Annotated in this window: 12 protein-coding genes; 1 reads left to right on the forward strand and 11 read right to left on the reverse strand. The window is 70.3% G+C overall.

The window, feature by feature from the left end:
* Positions 1-51 precede the first annotated feature (51 nt).
* Positions 52-1,926 (reverse strand): long-chain fatty acid--CoA ligase, encoded by a 1,875-nt coding sequence (locus KCH48_RS15375; RefSeq protein ID WP_210574510.1) that lies wholly within the window; start codon positions 1,924-1,926, stop codon positions 52-54.
* Positions 1,927-2,181: 255 nt separating this feature from the next.
* On the reverse strand, positions 2,182-4,050 hold the full coding sequence (lepA, locus tag KCH48_RS15380) for a translation elongation factor 4 (protein WP_210574512.1): 1,869 nt from the start codon (positions 4,048-4,050) through the stop codon (positions 2,182-2,184).
* Between the two features lie 222 nt (positions 4,051-4,272).
* Between lepA and rpsT the strand changes: the two genes are divergently transcribed.
* Positions 4,273-4,539: a 30S ribosomal protein S20 gene (gene rpsT / locus KCH48_RS15385; protein ID WP_210574514.1), complete on the forward strand. Its 267-nt coding sequence runs from the start codon at positions 4,273-4,275 to the stop codon at positions 4,537-4,539.
* 180 nt (positions 4,540-4,719) lie between these two features.
* On the opposite strand, the gene KCH48_RS15390 is transcribed toward rpsT, so the two are convergent.
* The 9 genes from KCH48_RS15390 to leuS form a co-directional block, all read right to left on the reverse strand.
* Entirely contained in the window at positions 4,720-5,118 is a 399-nt protein-coding gene (locus KCH48_RS15390) for a nuclear transport factor 2 family protein (protein WP_210574516.1), read from the reverse strand.
* A gap of 67 nt (positions 5,119-5,185) precedes the next feature.
* On the reverse strand, positions 5,186-6,175 hold the full coding sequence (gene holA / locus KCH48_RS15395; protein ID WP_210574517.1) for a DNA polymerase III subunit delta: 990 nt from the start codon (positions 6,173-6,175) through the stop codon (positions 5,186-5,188).
* A 207-nt stretch (positions 6,176-6,382) separates the two neighbouring features.
* Positions 6,383-6,628, reverse strand: coding sequence for a hypothetical protein (locus KCH48_RS15400; protein WP_210574518.1), 246 nt, complete (start codon positions 6,626-6,628; stop codon positions 6,383-6,385).
* Positions 6,629-6,683: 55 nt separating this feature from the next.
* Complete coding sequence (locus KCH48_RS15405) at positions 6,684-7,523, reverse strand: arylamine N-acetyltransferase (protein WP_210574519.1); 840 nt, start codon at positions 7,521-7,523, stop codon at positions 6,684-6,686.
* Positions 7,524-7,527: 4 nt separating this feature from the next.
* Entirely contained in the window at positions 7,528-10,068 is a 2,541-nt protein-coding gene (locus KCH48_RS15410) for a ComEC/Rec2 family competence protein (RefSeq protein ID WP_210574520.1), read from the reverse strand.
* Complete coding sequence (locus tag KCH48_RS15415) at positions 10,065-11,177, reverse strand: ComEA family DNA-binding protein (protein ID WP_210574521.1); 1,113 nt, start codon at positions 11,175-11,177, stop codon at positions 10,065-10,067. Before KCH48_RS15415 ends, KCH48_RS15410 begins: the two co-directional genes overlap by 4 nt.
* A gap of 109 nt (positions 11,178-11,286) precedes the next feature.
* The gene (locus tag KCH48_RS15420; RefSeq protein WP_210574522.1) at positions 11,287-12,132 is read right to left on the reverse strand and encodes a DegV family protein; all 846 of its coding nucleotides are present in this window, start codon (positions 12,130-12,132) and stop codon (positions 11,287-11,289) included.
* 72 nt (positions 12,133-12,204) lie between these two features.
* On the reverse strand, positions 12,205-12,936 hold the full coding sequence (locus KCH48_RS15425) for a hypothetical protein (RefSeq protein WP_210574524.1): 732 nt from the start codon (positions 12,934-12,936) through the stop codon (positions 12,205-12,207).
* A gap of 148 nt (positions 12,937-13,084) precedes the next feature.
* Entirely contained in the window at positions 13,085-15,961 is a 2,877-nt protein-coding gene (leuS, locus tag KCH48_RS15430; RefSeq protein ID WP_210574525.1) for a leucine--tRNA ligase, read from the reverse strand.
* Positions 15,962-16,390: the final 429 nt, after the last annotated feature.

Below are 16,390 nucleotides of genomic sequence, written 5' to 3' on the forward strand. Positions count from 1 at the left end.
CGCGACAAGCCACGACGAACCCGCAGCCGCCACACAGTCCCCCACCACCCCCTACGCCTCGCGCGAACCCTCGTACATCTCCTCGATCAGGTACTTGTACTCCCGCTCGACAACCGGCCGCTTCAGCTTCAGGCTCGGCGTCAGCTCACCGTGCTCGACGTCGAGATCCCGCGGCAGCAGCCGGAACTGCTTCACGGTCTGCCACCGCTGAAGCCCTGCGTTGAGTTCCTTCACGTACCCGTCGATGAGGGCCACCGTGGCGGGCGCGGCGACGACCTCCTCGTACGACTTGCCCTCCAGGCCGTTGTCCTTCGCCCAGGCCATGATCGACGGCTCGTCGAGGGCGATGAGGGCGCTGCAGAAGTTCCGGTCCGCGCCGATCAGCACGATGTTCGAGGTGTACGGGCACACCGCCTTGAACTTGCCCTCGACCTCGGTCGGCGCGACGTACTTGCCACCGGACGTCTTGAACAGGTCCTTCTTGCGGTCGGTGATCCGCAGGTACCCGTCGGGCGACAGCTCGCCGATGTCGCCGGTGTGGAACCAGCCGTCCGCCTCCAGCACCTCGGCGGTCTTCTCGGGCAGCCCGTGGTAGCCCTCCATGATGCCGGGGCCACGCAGCAGGATCTCGCCGTCGTCGGCGATCCGGACCTCCGTGCCGGGCAGCGGCTTGCCGACCGTGCCGGTGCGGTACGCCTCACCGGGGTTCACGAAGGACGCCGCGGAGGACTCGGTGAGGCCGTAGCCCTCGAGGATGTGGATGCCGGCGCCGGCGAAGAAGAACCCGATCTCCGGCGCCAGGGCGACCGAGCCGGAGACACAGGCCCGCAGATTCCCGCCGAAGGCCTCCCGCAGCTTGGCGTAGACGAGCGCGTCGGCGACCTTGTGCTTGGCGGCGAGCCCGAACGGCGCGGAGTGGTTGCCGGTGCGGCGGAAGTTGTCCTGGGTGACCTTGGCGTACTCGCGGGCGACCCCCGCGGCCCACTGGAAGATCTTGTACTTGGCGGGACCGCCCGCACGGGCCTTGGCCACGACCCCGTTGTAGACCTTCTCGAAGATCCGCGGGACCGCCGCCATGTACGTCGGCTTCACCACCGGCAGATTCTCGATGATCTTGTCGACCCGGCCGTCGACCGCCGTGACGTGCCCGACCTCGATATGGCCGGAGGTGAGCACCTTGCCGAAGACGTGCGCGAGCGGCAGCCACAGATACTGCACGTCGTCGGCGCTGACCAGCCCGGTCGCGGCGATCGCCTTCGCCATGTACGACCAGTTGTCGTGCGGGAGGCGGACGCCCTTGGGCCGGCCGGTGGTGCCGGAGGTGTAGATGAGGGTGGCGAGCTGGTCCTTGGTGATCGCGCCGACCCGTTCCTTGACGACGTCGGGGTTCTTCTCCAGATACGCGGCGCCCCGGCTCTCCAGCTCGGCGAGGGTGAGCACCCAGTCGCCGGTCTCGACACCCTCCGGGTCGATCACCACGACATGAGTGAGCTCGGGCAGCTCGGCGCGCTTCTCCCGCGCCTTGGCCAGCTGCTCGGCGTTCTCCGCGATGAGTACCCGGCTGCCGGAGTCGGCGAGGATGAACGCCGACTCCTCGGCGTTGGTCTGCGGGTAGACCGTGGTGGTGGCGGCGCCCGCGCACATGATGCCCAGGTCGGCGAGGATCCACTCGATCCTGGTGGCGGAGGCGAGCGCGACGCGCTGCTCGGACTGCACCCCCAGCTCGATCAGTCCGGCGGCGATCGCGTTGACCCGCTCGGCGGTCTGCGCCCAGGTCAGCGACTTCCAGTCGTCCGGGCCCTGCCCGGACGCGGCCGGTACCGGGTAGCGGTAGGCCTCGGCATCCGGCGTGGCGGCCACGCGCTCCAGGAAGAGGCCCGCCACGGACGGCGGACGGTTCTCGATCAAAGTCTGTGTGTCGCTCACGACATCCTCCGGGGCCCGCGGCTGCGCGGCTGGCTCATTGCGGCTGTTTTCACTGCTGCTGATTCACTCACGAGCGGTTGCAGATCTGTTGTTTAACTCGCGAGTAACTACCGAGCAGAGATCAGAGTAGAGCGCGACCGGCTGGTGCGTAAGGGGCTGCGGCCTGTCACTTCCCCGATCGGGCGACCGTACGCACGCACAGGGGCCCGCCGCGCTGTGACGCGACGAGCCCCGATTTTCGCGGGTGACAGGTGGCTATTTCTTGCCCTTGCCCGATCCGGCGTTCTCGTCGCTGGACAGAACGGCGATGAAGGCCTCCTGAGGAACCTCCACGGAACCCACCATCTTCATCCGCTTCTTGCCCTCCTTCTGCTTCTCCAGCAGCTTCCGCTTACGGGAGATGTCACCGCCGTAGCACTTGGCGAGGACGTCCTTGCGGATGGCGCGGATGGTCTCGCGGGCGATGACCCGGGAGCCGATGGCGGCCTGGATGGGGATCTCGAAGGCCTGGCGCGGGATGAGCTCGCGCAGCTTGGCGACGAGCCGTACGCCGTACGCGTACGCGGCGTCCTTGTGGGTGACGGCGGAGAAGGCGTCGACCCGGTCGCCGTGCAGCAGGATGTCGACCTTCACCAGCGAGGCGTCCTGCTCGCCGGTGGGCTCGTAGTCCAGAGAGGCGTAGCCGCGGGTCTTGGACTTCAGGTTGTCGAAGAAGTCGAAGACGATCTCGGCGAGGGGAAGCGTGTAGCGGATCTCCACGCGGTCCTCGGAGAGGTAGTCCATGCCGAGAAGGGTGCCGCGGCGGGTCTGGCAGAGCTCCATGATCGAGCCGATGAACTCGCTGGGAGCGAGGATCGTGGCCCTCACGACCGGCTCGAAGACCTTGTCGATCTTGCCCTCGGGGAACTCGCTCGGGTTGGTGACCGTGTGCTCCTTCCCGTCCTCCATGATCACGCGGTAGACCACGTTGGGCGCGGTGGCGATGAGTTCGAGGTTGAACTCGCGCTCCAGGCGCTCACGGATGACGTCGAGGTGCAGCAGGCCGAGGAAGCCGACGCGGAAGCCGAAGCCGAGGGCCGCGGAGGTCTCCGGCTCGTAGACCAGGGCGGCGTCGTTGAGCTGGAGCTTGTCCAGGGCCTCGCGGAGGTCGGGGTACTCCGAGCCGTCCAGCGGATAGAGGCCGGAGAAGACCATCGGCTTGGGGTCCTTGTACCCGCCGAGGGCCTCGGTGGCGCCCTTGTCCTTGCTGGTGATGGTGTCGCCGACCTTGGACTGGCGGACGTCCTTCACGCCGGTGATGATGTAGCCCACCTCGCCGACGCCGATGCCGTCGGCGGGCGTCATCTCGGGGGAGGAGACGCCGATCTCGAGGAGCTCGTGGGTGGCGCCGGTCGACATCATCTTGATGCGCTCACGCTTGTTGAGCTGGCCGTCGATGACGCGGACGTACGTGACCACGCCCCGGTAGGAGTCGTAGACCGAGTCGAAGATCATCGCGCGGGCGGGGGCGTCCTTGACGCCGACCGGCGCCGGGACGTCGCGGACGACCCGGTCCAGGAGCGCGTCCACGCCCAGGCCGGTCTTCGCCGAGACCTTGAGCACGTCCTCCGGCTGGCAGCCGATGAGGTTGGCGAGCTCCTCGGAGAACTTCTCCGGCTGGGCGGCCGGCAGGTCGATCTTGTTCAGTACGGGGATGATCTTGAGGTCGTTCTCCATCGCCAGGTAGAGGTTGGCGAGGGTCTGGGCCTCGATGCCCTGGGCGGCGTCGACGAGGAGGACGGTGCCCTCGCAGGCGGCGAGCGACCGCGAGACCTCGTAGGTGAAGTCGACGTGCCCCGGGGTGTCGATCATGTTGAGGATGTGCGTGTTGCTCTTGTCATGGGTGGGGGCCCACGGCAGGCGCACCGCCTGGGACTTGATCGTGATGCCGCGCTCGCGCTCGATGTCCATACGGTCGAGGTACTGAGCGCGCATCTGCCGCTGCTCGACCACTCCGGTCAGCTGGAGCATCCGGTCGGCGAGCGTGGACTTGCCGTGGTCGATGTGCGCGATGATGCAGAAATTGCGGATCAGAGCCGGGGCGGTACGGCTCGGCTCGGGCACATTGTTAGGGGTCGCGGGCACGCAGGGTCCTGTCTCTTGAGGCGCCTTATGCCTCGGGTCGGATCGATACGTAGGCTCCATGGTCCCACGGGCGGCGACCGGACACCGTTTTGGGCCGTGGGCCGGGCCACTGGTACTCTGGGTGGCTGTGTCTCATGCCCTCTCAGCGCGAGGCACACCCCGAGAAAAATCACCGGTGCGGGACCCGTGTGGGCCCGTGCCAGAACCTGTAGAGGCTCATTCGTGGCGAACATCAAGTCCCAGATCAAGCGGATCAAGACCAACGAGAAGGCCCGGCTGCGCAACAAGGCCGTCAAGTCCTCCCTGAAGACCGCGATCCGCAAGGCCCGTGAGGCCGCTGCCGCGGGTGACGTCGAGAAGGCCACCGAGTACCAGCGCGCTGCTGCGCGTGAGCTCGACAAGGCCGTCTCCAAGGGCGTCATCCACAAGAACCAGGCCGCCAACAAGAAGTCGGCGCTGGCTTCCAAGGTCGCTGCCCTCAAGGGCTGACACTTGATTTGACCGCCGGAGGGAATCGAGCGGGCCCTCTCTCATCCGCTCCCGTCCGGCACCCCGAGCCTGTACGCGGCCTGCGTTCGCCACGCGGGTACGGGCTCATCATCTTGAACCGAAGGCCCCGGCACCTCGCCCTTCCCCAGGGCGGGAGCCGGGGCCTTCGGTGTGCCTGGGTCACGTCCAGAAGTCGTTGGACTTGTCGATGTCCGCAAGGCACTCGTCGAGATCGGTGATCTTGTCGCCGACGATCCGGAAGACGATGCCCCCGTCCTCGTCGATGTGCTTGTCACCCCGGTCGGCGGTGAAGCGGTGCACGGTGACGGCGTGCCCGCGGCCGTCCACGAATATGTTGCGCAGCTCGACCTGGAACGACCCGCCCGTCTCCGAGTAGAGCCGGGCGTAGTACCCGTCGAGGATCGAGTCGATCCCCTTGAAGTCCCCGGAGAGCGGGTGCGAGCCGGGTACGTGGTGTGTGCAGTCCCCGGTCATCAAGCCGCGCAGAGTGTCCATGTCTCCGCGCTGGAAGGCTTCATAGCCCTTGCGGACGAGAGCGGCATGCGGGTGTTCAGCCATGACAGTCGCCACCTTTCCGTCATATCGGCGATCTACGGCTGATACGCCCGATTCTCCTCTCTTCGGGCTACGCACGCCCCCTGGACCGAGCGGCCCGCGCGATCGTGACGACGGCTTTCTCCAGCGCGTACTCGGGATCGTCCCCGCCGCCCTTCACCCCGGCGTCGGCCTCCGCGACGGCCCGCAGCGCCACGGCCACCCCGTCCGGAGTCCATCCCCGCATCTGCTGGCGCACCCGGTCGATCTTCCACGGCGGCATGCCCAACTCACGCGCCAGATCGGCCGGCCGTCCGCCGCGTGCCGAGGACAGCTTTCCGATCGCCCGTACGCCCTGGGCGAGCGCGCTGGTGATCAGCACCGGAGCCACGCCGGTCGCCAGCGACCACCGCAGCGCCTCCAGCGCCTCCGCGGCCCGGCCCTCCACGGCGCGATCGGCGACGGTGAAGCTGGAAGCCTCGGCCCGCCCGGTGTAGTACCGCCCGACCACCGCCTCGTCGATGGTCCCCTCGACATCGGCGACGAGCTGGGAGACGGCCGAGGCCAGCTCCCGCAGATCGCTCCCGATGGAGTCGACGAGCGCCTGGCAGGCCTCGGGCGTGGCCGACCGCCCGAGCCCCCGGAACTCACCTCTGACAAAGGCCAGCCGATCCGCCGGCTTCGTCATCTTGGGACACGCGACCTCCCGCGCCCCGGCCTTCCGCGCGGCATCGAGCAGCCCTTTGCCCTTGGCTCCGCCCGCATGCAGCAACACGAGCGTGATCTCCTCGGCGGGCGCCCCGAGATACGCCTTCACGTCCTTGACCGTGTCCGCGGACAGATCCTGCGCATTCCGTACGACGACGACCTTCCGCTCCGCGAACAGCGACGGACTCGTCAACTCCGCCAACGTCCCCGGCTGCAACTGCTCCGACGTCAGATCCCGCACATCCGTATCGGCATCAGCGGCCCGCGCCGCAGCCACCACCTCCCGCACAGCCCGGTCAAGCAGAAGATCCTCCTGCCCCACAGCAAGCGTCACAGGCACGAGCGGGTCATCATCAACACTCTTCCTGGCCATTACGCCAAGCATGTCACGCCCCACTGACAACGGGAGCGAGACCTCGGCCCGCCAGGCTGCGGGCATGCGTGCCGCCTGGGGCGGCACGGGTGGGCGCAGGCGGCACCCCGCCAGCGCCGGGCTGCGCGACCCACCACCGCCCAGCCCCCACGCCGGGCACCTTCAAAGCGAGCCCGCACTCACCCGGCAGGGCAACGCAGCGCAGCGCTACGGCTCCTCCCGCCACCCCTCCCACTCCCCCACAAACGCGTCCAGCTCCCCCGCATCCAACCGCCCCTCCTCATCCCGCAGCACCACAAGCCACTGCGCATCCTCCGCATCGTCCTCACCGGCCAGCGCATCCCGCACCACCTGCGGCTCCTCACGCACCCCGAACCGCTCCCCCAGCGCCTCCACCACCTCGTCCGCCGCATCCCGGTCAGGCAGCACCAGCACATGTCTCACATCACTCACGCCCCCATTTTCCGACACCCATTTCCGGCACCTACCCCACCCCCGAACCACCAGGTCAGCCCTCCCGACCGGCGGCCCCCTCCCGAACCACCGGCACAACCGCCAGCTCGATCCCGAACCTCTCCCGATACGCCGCGAGAACCTCCGTATCCGACCCCAGCTCCCGCACCTCCCGCGCCCCGTCCGCCGCCGTCACCGTGAGCGCCCGCCCGCTGAGCGTGACCCTCCCCCCGTCCTCCGTGACCCGCGAGCACACCAGCGACCGCACGAAGTGCGAAGCCGCAGACGTGCTGTGCCACCACACCCCGGCCACGAAGTCACCGAGCACCCGCGGCCGCGTCTCCAGCCGATACTGCGGGCTGCCGTTCCGGACGACGTCCAGATCGGGCGCCCCGGCCGCCTCACCCCGCACCCCGGCCGCATCCGGCCCCGCCTCGACGATCCGGAAGACTCCCCCGGGATCCCGCTGCTCCGCCCGCGCCTCGAACGCCAGCGGATAGTGACTGTGCGCCCCGAACCCGACGTCGGCCAGCCACTCACCCCCGTCCACCGTGCGCACCTTCAGCGCGAGATGGTCGTACGGGATCCCCAGCCGCCCCTCGTCGCCGTACACCCGGGCCGCCAGCAGCGTGACGTCGTAGCCCAGCGCGGTCAGCAACGCCCCGAACATCCCGTTGAGTTCGTAACAGAACCCGCCCCGCCGTGCCGCCACCACCTTGTCCAGCAGCCGCTTCTCCTCCAGCACGATCTCCTCGCCGAGATGGATCGACAGGTTCTCGAACGGAACGCGCTGCAGATGCCGCAGATGCAGCTCGCGCAGGACGTCGACGGTGGGCCACGCCGGGCGCTCTGCTCCCAGGCGACGGAGATAGGCATCAACCTCTGCGGAATCCATGCCCTCAGTCTCGCGCCACCAGCAGCTCTCCGCCCGTACCCGCGACAGCCAAGGCCCCGTCCTCGTCCGTCCGCAGCACCACCGCTCCCTGCGCCCGCAGCGCCGCGACCGTACCGGGTGCGGGGTGACCGTACGGGTTGTCCCGGCCGCAGGAGATCAACGCCAGTCGCGGCGCGACCCGGCGTATCAGCTCCGGATCCTGATAGGCGGAGCCATGGTGGGCCACCTTCAGCACGTCCACGCCGCCCAGCCACGCCCCCGCCGGTGACCTCAGCAGCGCCTGCTGGGACGGCGGTTCGAGGTCCCCGAGCAGCAGGAGCCGCAGCCCCGCCGAGCGGACGAGCAGGCTGACACTGGCGTCGTTCGGCCCCTCCGCGTCCGGCACCGACGCCGCATGCGGTGGCGGCCAGACGACCTGCCAGCTGAGCGCCCCGCTGCGCCGCTGTTCCCCGGCGACGGCTCTCATCATCGAGATGTGCCGCGCCGCGGCCTGTCTCCGGACGAACTCCGCCTGGTCCTCCGGTTCTTCGAGTCCCGTCGTCTGGATCGCACCGATCTCGCGCCCATGCAGCACCCCAGGCAGACCGGCCACGTGGTCCGCGTGGAAATGGGTCAGGATCACCAGCGGAACCCGCGTGATGCCGAGTGTGCGCAGACAGCGGTCGGCCAGCCGGGGATCCGGCCCGGCGTCCACGACCACACCGGCGCCCTCACCCGCCGCGAGCACCAGCGCGTCCCCTTGTCCCACATCGCACATCGCCATCCGCCAGCCCGGCGGCGGCCACCCCGTGATCACTCTGGCCAGCGGCGGCGGCTGCACGACCGCCAGCAGAAGCAGCACCCCGCAGGCCCCGCACCACCAGGGGTGCCGCAGCAGCCGGCGGCCGACCAGCAGGACCACCACCGTGACGAGCGCGAGCAGGGCCGCCCCGGTCCAGCTTCCCGGCCAGTCCACGCCCGCCCCGGGCAGCGCCGCTCCGGTACGGGCCACGTCCGCGATCCACCCGGCCGGCCAACTCGCGCACCACGCAAGGGCTTCGGCCAAAGGCATCGCCACCGGCGCCGTCGCCAGCGCGGCGAAGCCCAGCACCGTCGCGGGGGCGACCGCGAACTCCACCAGCAGGTTGCACGGCACCGCCACCAGGCTCACCCGTGCCGACAGCACCGCGACGACCGGCGCACACAACGCCTGAGCGGCGGCAGCCGCGGCCAGCGCCTCAGCGAGCCGCGGCGGCACCCGGCGCCGCCTCAACGCCGTGCTCCAGCGGGGCGCGAGTGTGAGCAGGGCGCCGGTGGCCAGCACGGACAGCAGAAAGCCGTAACTCCGGGCCAGCCATGGGTCGTAGAGCACCAGCAGCAGGACTGCCGTCGCCAGCGCCGGGATCAGCGATCTGCGGCGTCCGGTCGCGAGGGCGAGCAGCACGACCGCCCCGCAGGCCGCGGCCCGCAGCACGCTCGGGTCAGGCCGGCACACCACGACGAACCCGAGCGTGAGCACGCCGCCGAACAGCGCGGTCGTCCGCAGCGGGATGCCGAGGCGGGGCGCCAGTCCGCGCCGCTCGACGCGCTGGGCCAGGCCGGGCGGTCCGATGAGCAGGGCGAGGATGATCGTGAGGTTGCTCCCTGAGACGGCGAGAGTGTGCGCGAGGTCGGTCTCCTTGAAGGCCTCGTCCAGCTCCGGAGTGATCCGTGCGGTGTCCCCGACGACCAGCCCCGGCAACAGCGCCCGCGCGTCCGCCGGCAGCCCGTCCGTGGCCTCCCGCAGCCCGGCCCGCAGTCGCCCCGCGAACCGCTGCGCCGCCGACGGCTCCCCCACGACCAACGGCACCGCCTGGTCCCGCACCCGCACCACGGCGGCGACCCGGTCACCGCCCATCAGGGCAGGGGCCAGCCGTGCGGTGACGCGCAGCCGCGTGGAGGGCAGCAGCCTGAGCCACGGCGAGGCCTTCGGCCCCTCGGCAGTGGGGCGTGGCCCCGCGTCGACGATCAACAGCACCGGTGCCCGCGTCTCCACCGCCGTCCCGTCCGCCTTCTCGACGTGCCGCACGTCCGCGCCGATCAGCACGGCACTCGGCGCCGCGTGGTTCCCTCTGATCCGGGGCCGGGTGAGCCGGGGATCGGCTCTCACCTCGACCTCGGCCGTCACGGTCGCGTACTCCCGCGCCAGCCCGGGCACCGGCCCGCGCCGCAGATCGGCCCCGTGCAGCCCGGCGGAGGCCGCGCCCGCGGCGACACAGAGGAGGACGGCGGCGACCGAGACGCGGGACCATCGTCGCCGTATCGTCACCAGCACACTCGCCGCGACCAGGCACACTCCCGTGATGCCGATGATCCACTCCAGCGGCGCGTCCAGCGCCAGCGCGGCCGTCGCCCAGGCAGCGAGCGCGGGCGGAACAAGTCGTAGGTCCGTCGGTCCTTCCTGTCGGGGGTGGGCGGCGCCGAGCCGGTTGCCGGAGGCGGTGTGCACCGAGGCGCGGGGACCGGCGACGCCGGCCTCGTCGGAGATGTCGGGGGCGACCACACTGCGCCGGCGGGTGGCACTCATGGCTGTACGAGATCGCGTAGATCGGCGAACCGGCGGTCACCGATCCCATTCACGTCACGCAGCTGGTCCACCGAGCGGAAGCCGCCGTGCTGGGTGCGGTAGTCGATGATGTGCTGCGCCAGCACCGGTCCCACGCCCGGCAGGGTTTCGAGCTGGTCCACGGTCGCGGTGTTGAGCGAGACCGGAGCCGTGGGAGCCGCCGCCGAGCCGGCCTGGCCACCGACCGCCGTACCGCCCGCGACCGGCGCGGAGCCCGAGCCTGCGACGGGACCGCCGACGATCACCTGCTCCCCGTCCACAAGGAAGCGGGCGCGGTTGAGACCGTCGGTGTTCGTCCCGGGTCGCACCCCGCCGGCCGCACGGAGCGCGTCGACGACCCGCGAACCCGCGGGCAGCCGCTGGATCCCGGGCTCCCGGACCTTGCCGCTGACGTCCACCACGATCTCGGCCGCCGCCGTCCCTCCGGCGGCGGGTCCGCCGGGAGCCTTGCTCGGCTCGCCTTCCGCTTGCGCTGCTTCCGCGAACGGAGCCGCCGCCTGTACGACCTCGGGCGGGCGCACGGACAGGGTCCGGCCGGTCCAGAAGTGCTGCACCGCGAAGGCCGCGGCGACGACCAGCAGCGCGGTGAGTGCGACCACGCTCCTGCGCTCCAGCCCGCACCGCGCCTGCAACCACACCGGCATCCGCTCCCGCAACACCGGCCCGACCCGCCCCCGCCAAGCCCTCACGCCGTGCCGGGCCTGGGCACCGGCATCGACGTCCGCGGCGACGGGCGGGGCATGATCGCCGACTCCTCCGCCGTCGGGCGGCACATCGTCGCCGACGTCCATGTCGGCGTACGGGATGTGAGGTTCGGCATACGGGACGTCAGGTGCGCCCACGCCCTCGTCCCGACCCGCCGCCTCCTCTCCCAACTCCCGCCGCCGAACAGCCCGTTCGCCGAACAGGACCTCCGCGCGTCGGCGAAGCTCCTCCGCCGACGCGTATCGGTACCGGGCCCGGTTCCGTGGATAAGGGCGGCGGCGATGCCGGGTGCGGCCGTCGGAGGCGGGGCCGCGGCCGGGACCGCTGCTTGCAGTCGCTGCGCGTGAACGTGATCGAAGTGCCATGCGACGAGGATCAGGCAGCCCGACCCTCTCGCGATGATCTTGGTCAAATCCCGGGGATTACCGCCCAGTTGTGGATAACTCCATCACCCACACGTGTGAGACAGCCGACTCACCGCGGCGACACCACAACCCCCAGCAACCCGGGCCCGGTATGCGCCCCGATCACCGCCCCCACCTCACTCACATGCAGGTCGACGAGCCCGGGCACCCGCGCCCGCAGCCGGTCCTCCAGTGCCGACGCACGCTCATGAGCCGACAGATGGTGGACGGCGATATCGACCTGGGCGCCGCCCGCCCGGTCGGCCACGATCTCCTCGAGGCGGGCGATGGCCTTCGATGCCGTCCGTACCTTCTCCAGGAGTTCGATACGGCCGCCCTCCAGCTTCAGCAGCGGCTTCACCGCCAGCGCCGAGCCGAGCAGCGCCTGCGCGGCGCCGATCCGGCCGCCGCGGCGCAGATAGTCGAGGGTGTCGACGTAGAAGTAGGCGGACGTGCCCGCGGCCCGCTTCTCCGCGGCCGTGACCGCCTCGTCCACCGTGCCGCCGGACTCCGCCGCCTCGGCGGCGGCCAGCGCGCAGAACCCGAGCGCCATCGCGACCATCCCGGTGTCCACGACCCGCACCGGCACCGGCGCCTCACGCGCCGCGACAAGCGCCGCGTCGTAGGTGCCGGAGAGCTCGGCGGACAGGTGCAGCGAGACGATGCCGGTGGCCCCGGACTCGGCGACCCTGCGATAGGTCGCGGCGAACAGCTCGGGGCTGGGGCGTGAGGTGGTGACGGGGCGGCGCTTCTGGAGCGCCTGGGCGAGGGAGCGGGTGGAGATCTCGGTGCCCTCTTCCAGTGCCCGGTCGCCGAGGACGACGGTCAGGGGCACCGCTGTGATGCCATGGCGCTCCATCGTCCGCGGCGGCAGGTAGGCCGTTGAATCGGTGACGATCGCGACATGGCGGGACATGAGCTGGAGGTTACCTGGCGTAGCGCCCTGGCGGCAGCCCGGCCCCGCTGACCCGGGCCGGCCGGAACCGGATCAAGTGGTGCTCTCGGGACGGGGCTTCTTCTGCCAGGGATACGTGGGACGCGGGGCCGGCGGGGTGATGGCGGGCCGTGCCGGTTTCTCCTCGGCCGGCTCCGGCCGGGGTGTCTCGGGCCAGGTCTGCTGAGCGGCGGGGCTCTCGGCGGCGGGCGCCTCGGGCCACGGGGGCGGCGCGGGTTCCGAGGTGGTCCAGTGTCGCAGCGCGCCGGTCTCCACGTCGATCTGGGTGCTGAGCGAGTCCAGGTCGTCGTCGGCGAAGCGGTGGGCCCGGTCCCGGGCCGCCCAGCGCAGCGAGTCCGCCGAGTCGATGATGCGCTTGGTGCGCTCGCGCAGCGCGGGCAGCCGCTCGGCGAGGGTCGCCCGGTCGGGCTCGGACTCCAGGCGCTTGAGGTCGTCGTCGAGCTCATGGCCGTGCGCGCTGAGGCGCTCGAAGAGGCCGATGGACTCCTTGAGGGACTCGTCCTCCGCCACGCGTGCGTGCAGCGCGTCCTGGGTGGCGCGCATCGAGGTGCGCAGCTTCAGCCGGAGCTGGGCGATCTCGCCCGCGGGGCCGATCTGGGCGAGGGACTTGGCCCTCAGGGTGTGCTCCTCCACCGTGCGGCGGGCCTGGGTGAGGGTGCGGTCCACGCCGCGCTTGGCCGCGCCGACCGCCTTCACCGTGGCGTAGGCGCCGAGTCCCAGGAAGAGCAGGAAGAGCAGGGCGAAAACTGCGACGACTGCTTCCACGACGCTCCTCCTCCGGACCGGGCCCGGCACTCGCGCCGCGCCACTCTTCAACGGTAAACGCAGCGGGCAGGCCCGGAGTTCCAGAAAAACCCCGAACCTGCCCGTAGGGGACCACCCTTAGCCGGAGGCACAAACCCGGAAACGACGCCTACGCGGGAACGATGTTCACCAGCTTCGGCGCTCGCACGATCACCTTGCGGATCCCGGCGCCGTCCAGCGCCGCGACGACCTTCTCGTCCGCCAGCGCGACCTTCTCCAGCTCCTCCTCGGAGATGGCCGGCGAGACCTCCAGGCGGGCCTTGACCTTGCCCTTGACCTGGACCACGCAGGTCACGGTCTCGTCCACGACGTACGCCGGGTCGGCGACCGGGAAGTCCTGGTGCACCACCGAGTCCTCATGGCCCAGCTTGCGCCACAGTTCCTCGGCGATGTGCGGGGCCAGCGGCGCTACCAGCAGCACCAGCGGCTCGGCGACCGACCGCGGCACCGCGCCTGAGGCCTTGGTCAGGTAGTTGTTCAGTTCGGTGACCTTGGCGATGGCGGTGTTGAACCGCAGGCCCTCCAGGTCACCGCGCACCCCGTCGATGGCCTTGTGCAGGGCGCGCAGGGTGCCCTCCTCGGGCTCCGCGTCGACGACGGTGACCTCACCGGTCGCCTCGTCGACGATGTTGCGCCACAGCCGCTGCAGCAGCCGGAACTGCCCCACCACCGCGCGCGTGTCCCACGGCCGGGACACGTCCAGCGGGCCCATCGCCATCTCGTACAGACGCAGGGTGTCAGCGCCGTACTCGGCGGCGATCTCGTCCGGAGTGACCGCGTTCTTCAGGGACTTGCCCATCTTGCCCAGCAGCCGGGAGACCTTCTCGCCCTGGTAGTAGTACGCGCCGTCGCGCTCCTCCACCTCGGCGGCCGGCACCGCGATGCCACGGCTGTCGCGGTAGACGTAGGCCTGGATCATGCCCTGGTTGAACAGCTTGTGGAACGGCTCGGCCGACGACACATGCCCCAGGTCGTGCAGCACCTTGGACCAGAAGCGCGCGTACAGCAGGTGCAGTACGGCGTGCTCGGCGCCGCCCACATACAGGTCGACGCCGCCGTGCGGCTGACCCTGGCGCGGGCCCATCCAGTACTGCTCGATCTCCGGGTCGACCAGCTTCTCGCTGTTGTGCGGGTCCAGGTAGCGCAGCTCGTACCAGCAGGAACCGGCCCAGTTGGGCATGGTGTTGGTCTCACGCCGGTAGGTGCGCGGGCCGCGGCCGTCGCCCAGGTCCAGGGTGACGTTCACCCAGTCCTCGTTGCGGGACAGCGGGGTCTCCGGCTCGGTGTTCGCGTCGTCCGGGTCGAAGGTGCGCGGCGAGTAGTCCTCGACCTCCGGCAGCTCCAGCGGCAGCATCGACTCGGGCAGCGCGTGGGCGATGCCCTCCTCGTCGTAGACGATCGGGAAGGGCTCGCCCCAGTAGCGCTGGCGGCTGAACAGCCAGTCGCGCAGCCGGAAGTTGACCGTGCCCTCGCCGATGCCCTTGCGCGCCAGCCACTCGGTGATGCGCGCCTTGGCGTCGACAACGCCCAGGCCGTCCAGGGAGACACCGTCACCGGTGGAGTTGACGATCTTCGCGTCGTACGACACGAAGGCCTCGTCCCACGCGGAGGTGTCCGTGCCGCGACCGTCCGTCGGCTCGACCACGCAGTTGATCGGCAGCTCGAAGGCGCGCGCGAACTCGAAGTCACGGCCGTCGTGCGCCGGTACGGCCATGATCGCGCCGGTGCCGTAGCCCATCAGCACGTAGTCGGCGATGAAGACGGGGATCCGCTCGCCGTTGACCGGGTTGGTCGCGTACGTGCCGATGAAGACGCCGGTCTTGTCCTTGGCCTCGGCCTGCCGCTCGACGTCGGACTTCGAGGCGGCCTGCGCGCGGTACGCGGCGACGGCTTCGGAGGGGGTCGCGTGGCCGCCGGTCCACACCTGGTGCGTGCCCTCGGGCCACTCCTGGGGCGTGAACTTCTCGACCAGCGGGTGCTCGGGGGCCAGCACCATGTAGGTCGCGCCGAACAGGGTGTCGGGGCGCGTGGTGAAGACCGTGATGCGCTCGCCGTCTACGGGGAAGTCGACGCGGGCGCCCTCGGAGCGGCCGATCCAGTTGCGCTGCTGCAGCTTGATGGCCTCGGGCCAGTCCAGCGCGTCCAGGTCGTCCAGCAGCCGGTCGGCGTAGGCGGTGATGCGCATGTTCCACTGGCGCAGCTTGGCCTTGAAGACGGGGAAGTTGCCGCGCTCGGAGCGGCCGTCGGCGGTGACCTCCTCGTTGGCCAGTACGGTGCCCAGGCCGGGGCACCAGTTGACCGGCGCGTCCGAGGCGTACGCCAGGCGGTACTCGCTCAGGACGTCGGCGCGCTCGACGGCGCCCAGCTCGTTCCAGGAGCGCCCGCCGGGCAGCGCGCGCTCACCGCTCTCGAACTGTGCGACCAGGTCCGCGATCGGGCGGGCCCGGCGCGCCTCGTCGTCGTACCAGGAGTTGAAGATCTGCAGGAAGATCCACTGGGTCCACTTGTAGTAGTCCGGGTCGATCGTGGCGAACGACCGGCGGTTGTCGTGGCCCAGGCCCAGCCGGCGCAGCTGGATCTTCATGTTCTCGATGTTGGCCTCGGTGGACACGCGCGGGTGCGTGCCGGTCTGTACGGCGTACTGCTCGGCGGGCAGGCCGAAGGCGTCGAAGCCCAGGGTGTGCAGGACGTTGTGGCCGGTCATGCGCTGGAACCGGGCGTACACATCGGTGGCGATGTAGCCCAGGGGGTGACCGACGTGCAGACCCGCCCCGGAGGGGTACGGGAACATGTCCATGATGAACTTCTTGGGCCTGGCGGCCAGTTCGGCATCGCCCGCCAGGTCGCCCTTGGGGTTCGGTGCCGCGTAGGTGCCGTCGGCGTCCCAGAAGTCCTGCCAGCGTGCCTCGATCTCCGCGGCCAGGGCCGCGGTGTAGCGGTGCGGCGCGGCCACCTCGGCGGCGGCAGCGGGGTTCGTCTCGCTCATGATCCTCAAAGCTCCATCGATCGTCTCTGCCGGCGGCGACATTCAAGAAACGAAAAATCCCCTCGCACAGGAGGGGACGCCGCGCCGATTCCGACCACCAGGACTGGCCCGGGTCGGGACTGATCAGCGCGGCTCGCTAAGCAGAAGGCGTACGGCACGCATGGCGTCAGGGTACCGCAGCCGCCGAGGAGGCCGCGACGGGCTTCCATGGGGCACACTGACGCCTCACGGCCGCTTGTGAAGATTCCGAAAAGCTGAACAACGTTCAATTATTACCCGGCGTAACAGTCGCTAATGGACAACACAGGCCCCGCATGGCCCGTAGATAACAACGCAATAACTCAAACGGCGTACCGGTCAGTTTGAACTGGACTTAGAGTGCGGCAGCGGGACCGCTTTCCCGAACCGCTCGGAGTTGCCCCCATGAAC

This window comes from Streptomyces sp. GESEQ-4, from assembly GCF_017948455.1.
Lineage (GTDB): Bacteria > Actinomycetota > Actinomycetes > Streptomycetales > Streptomycetaceae > Streptomyces.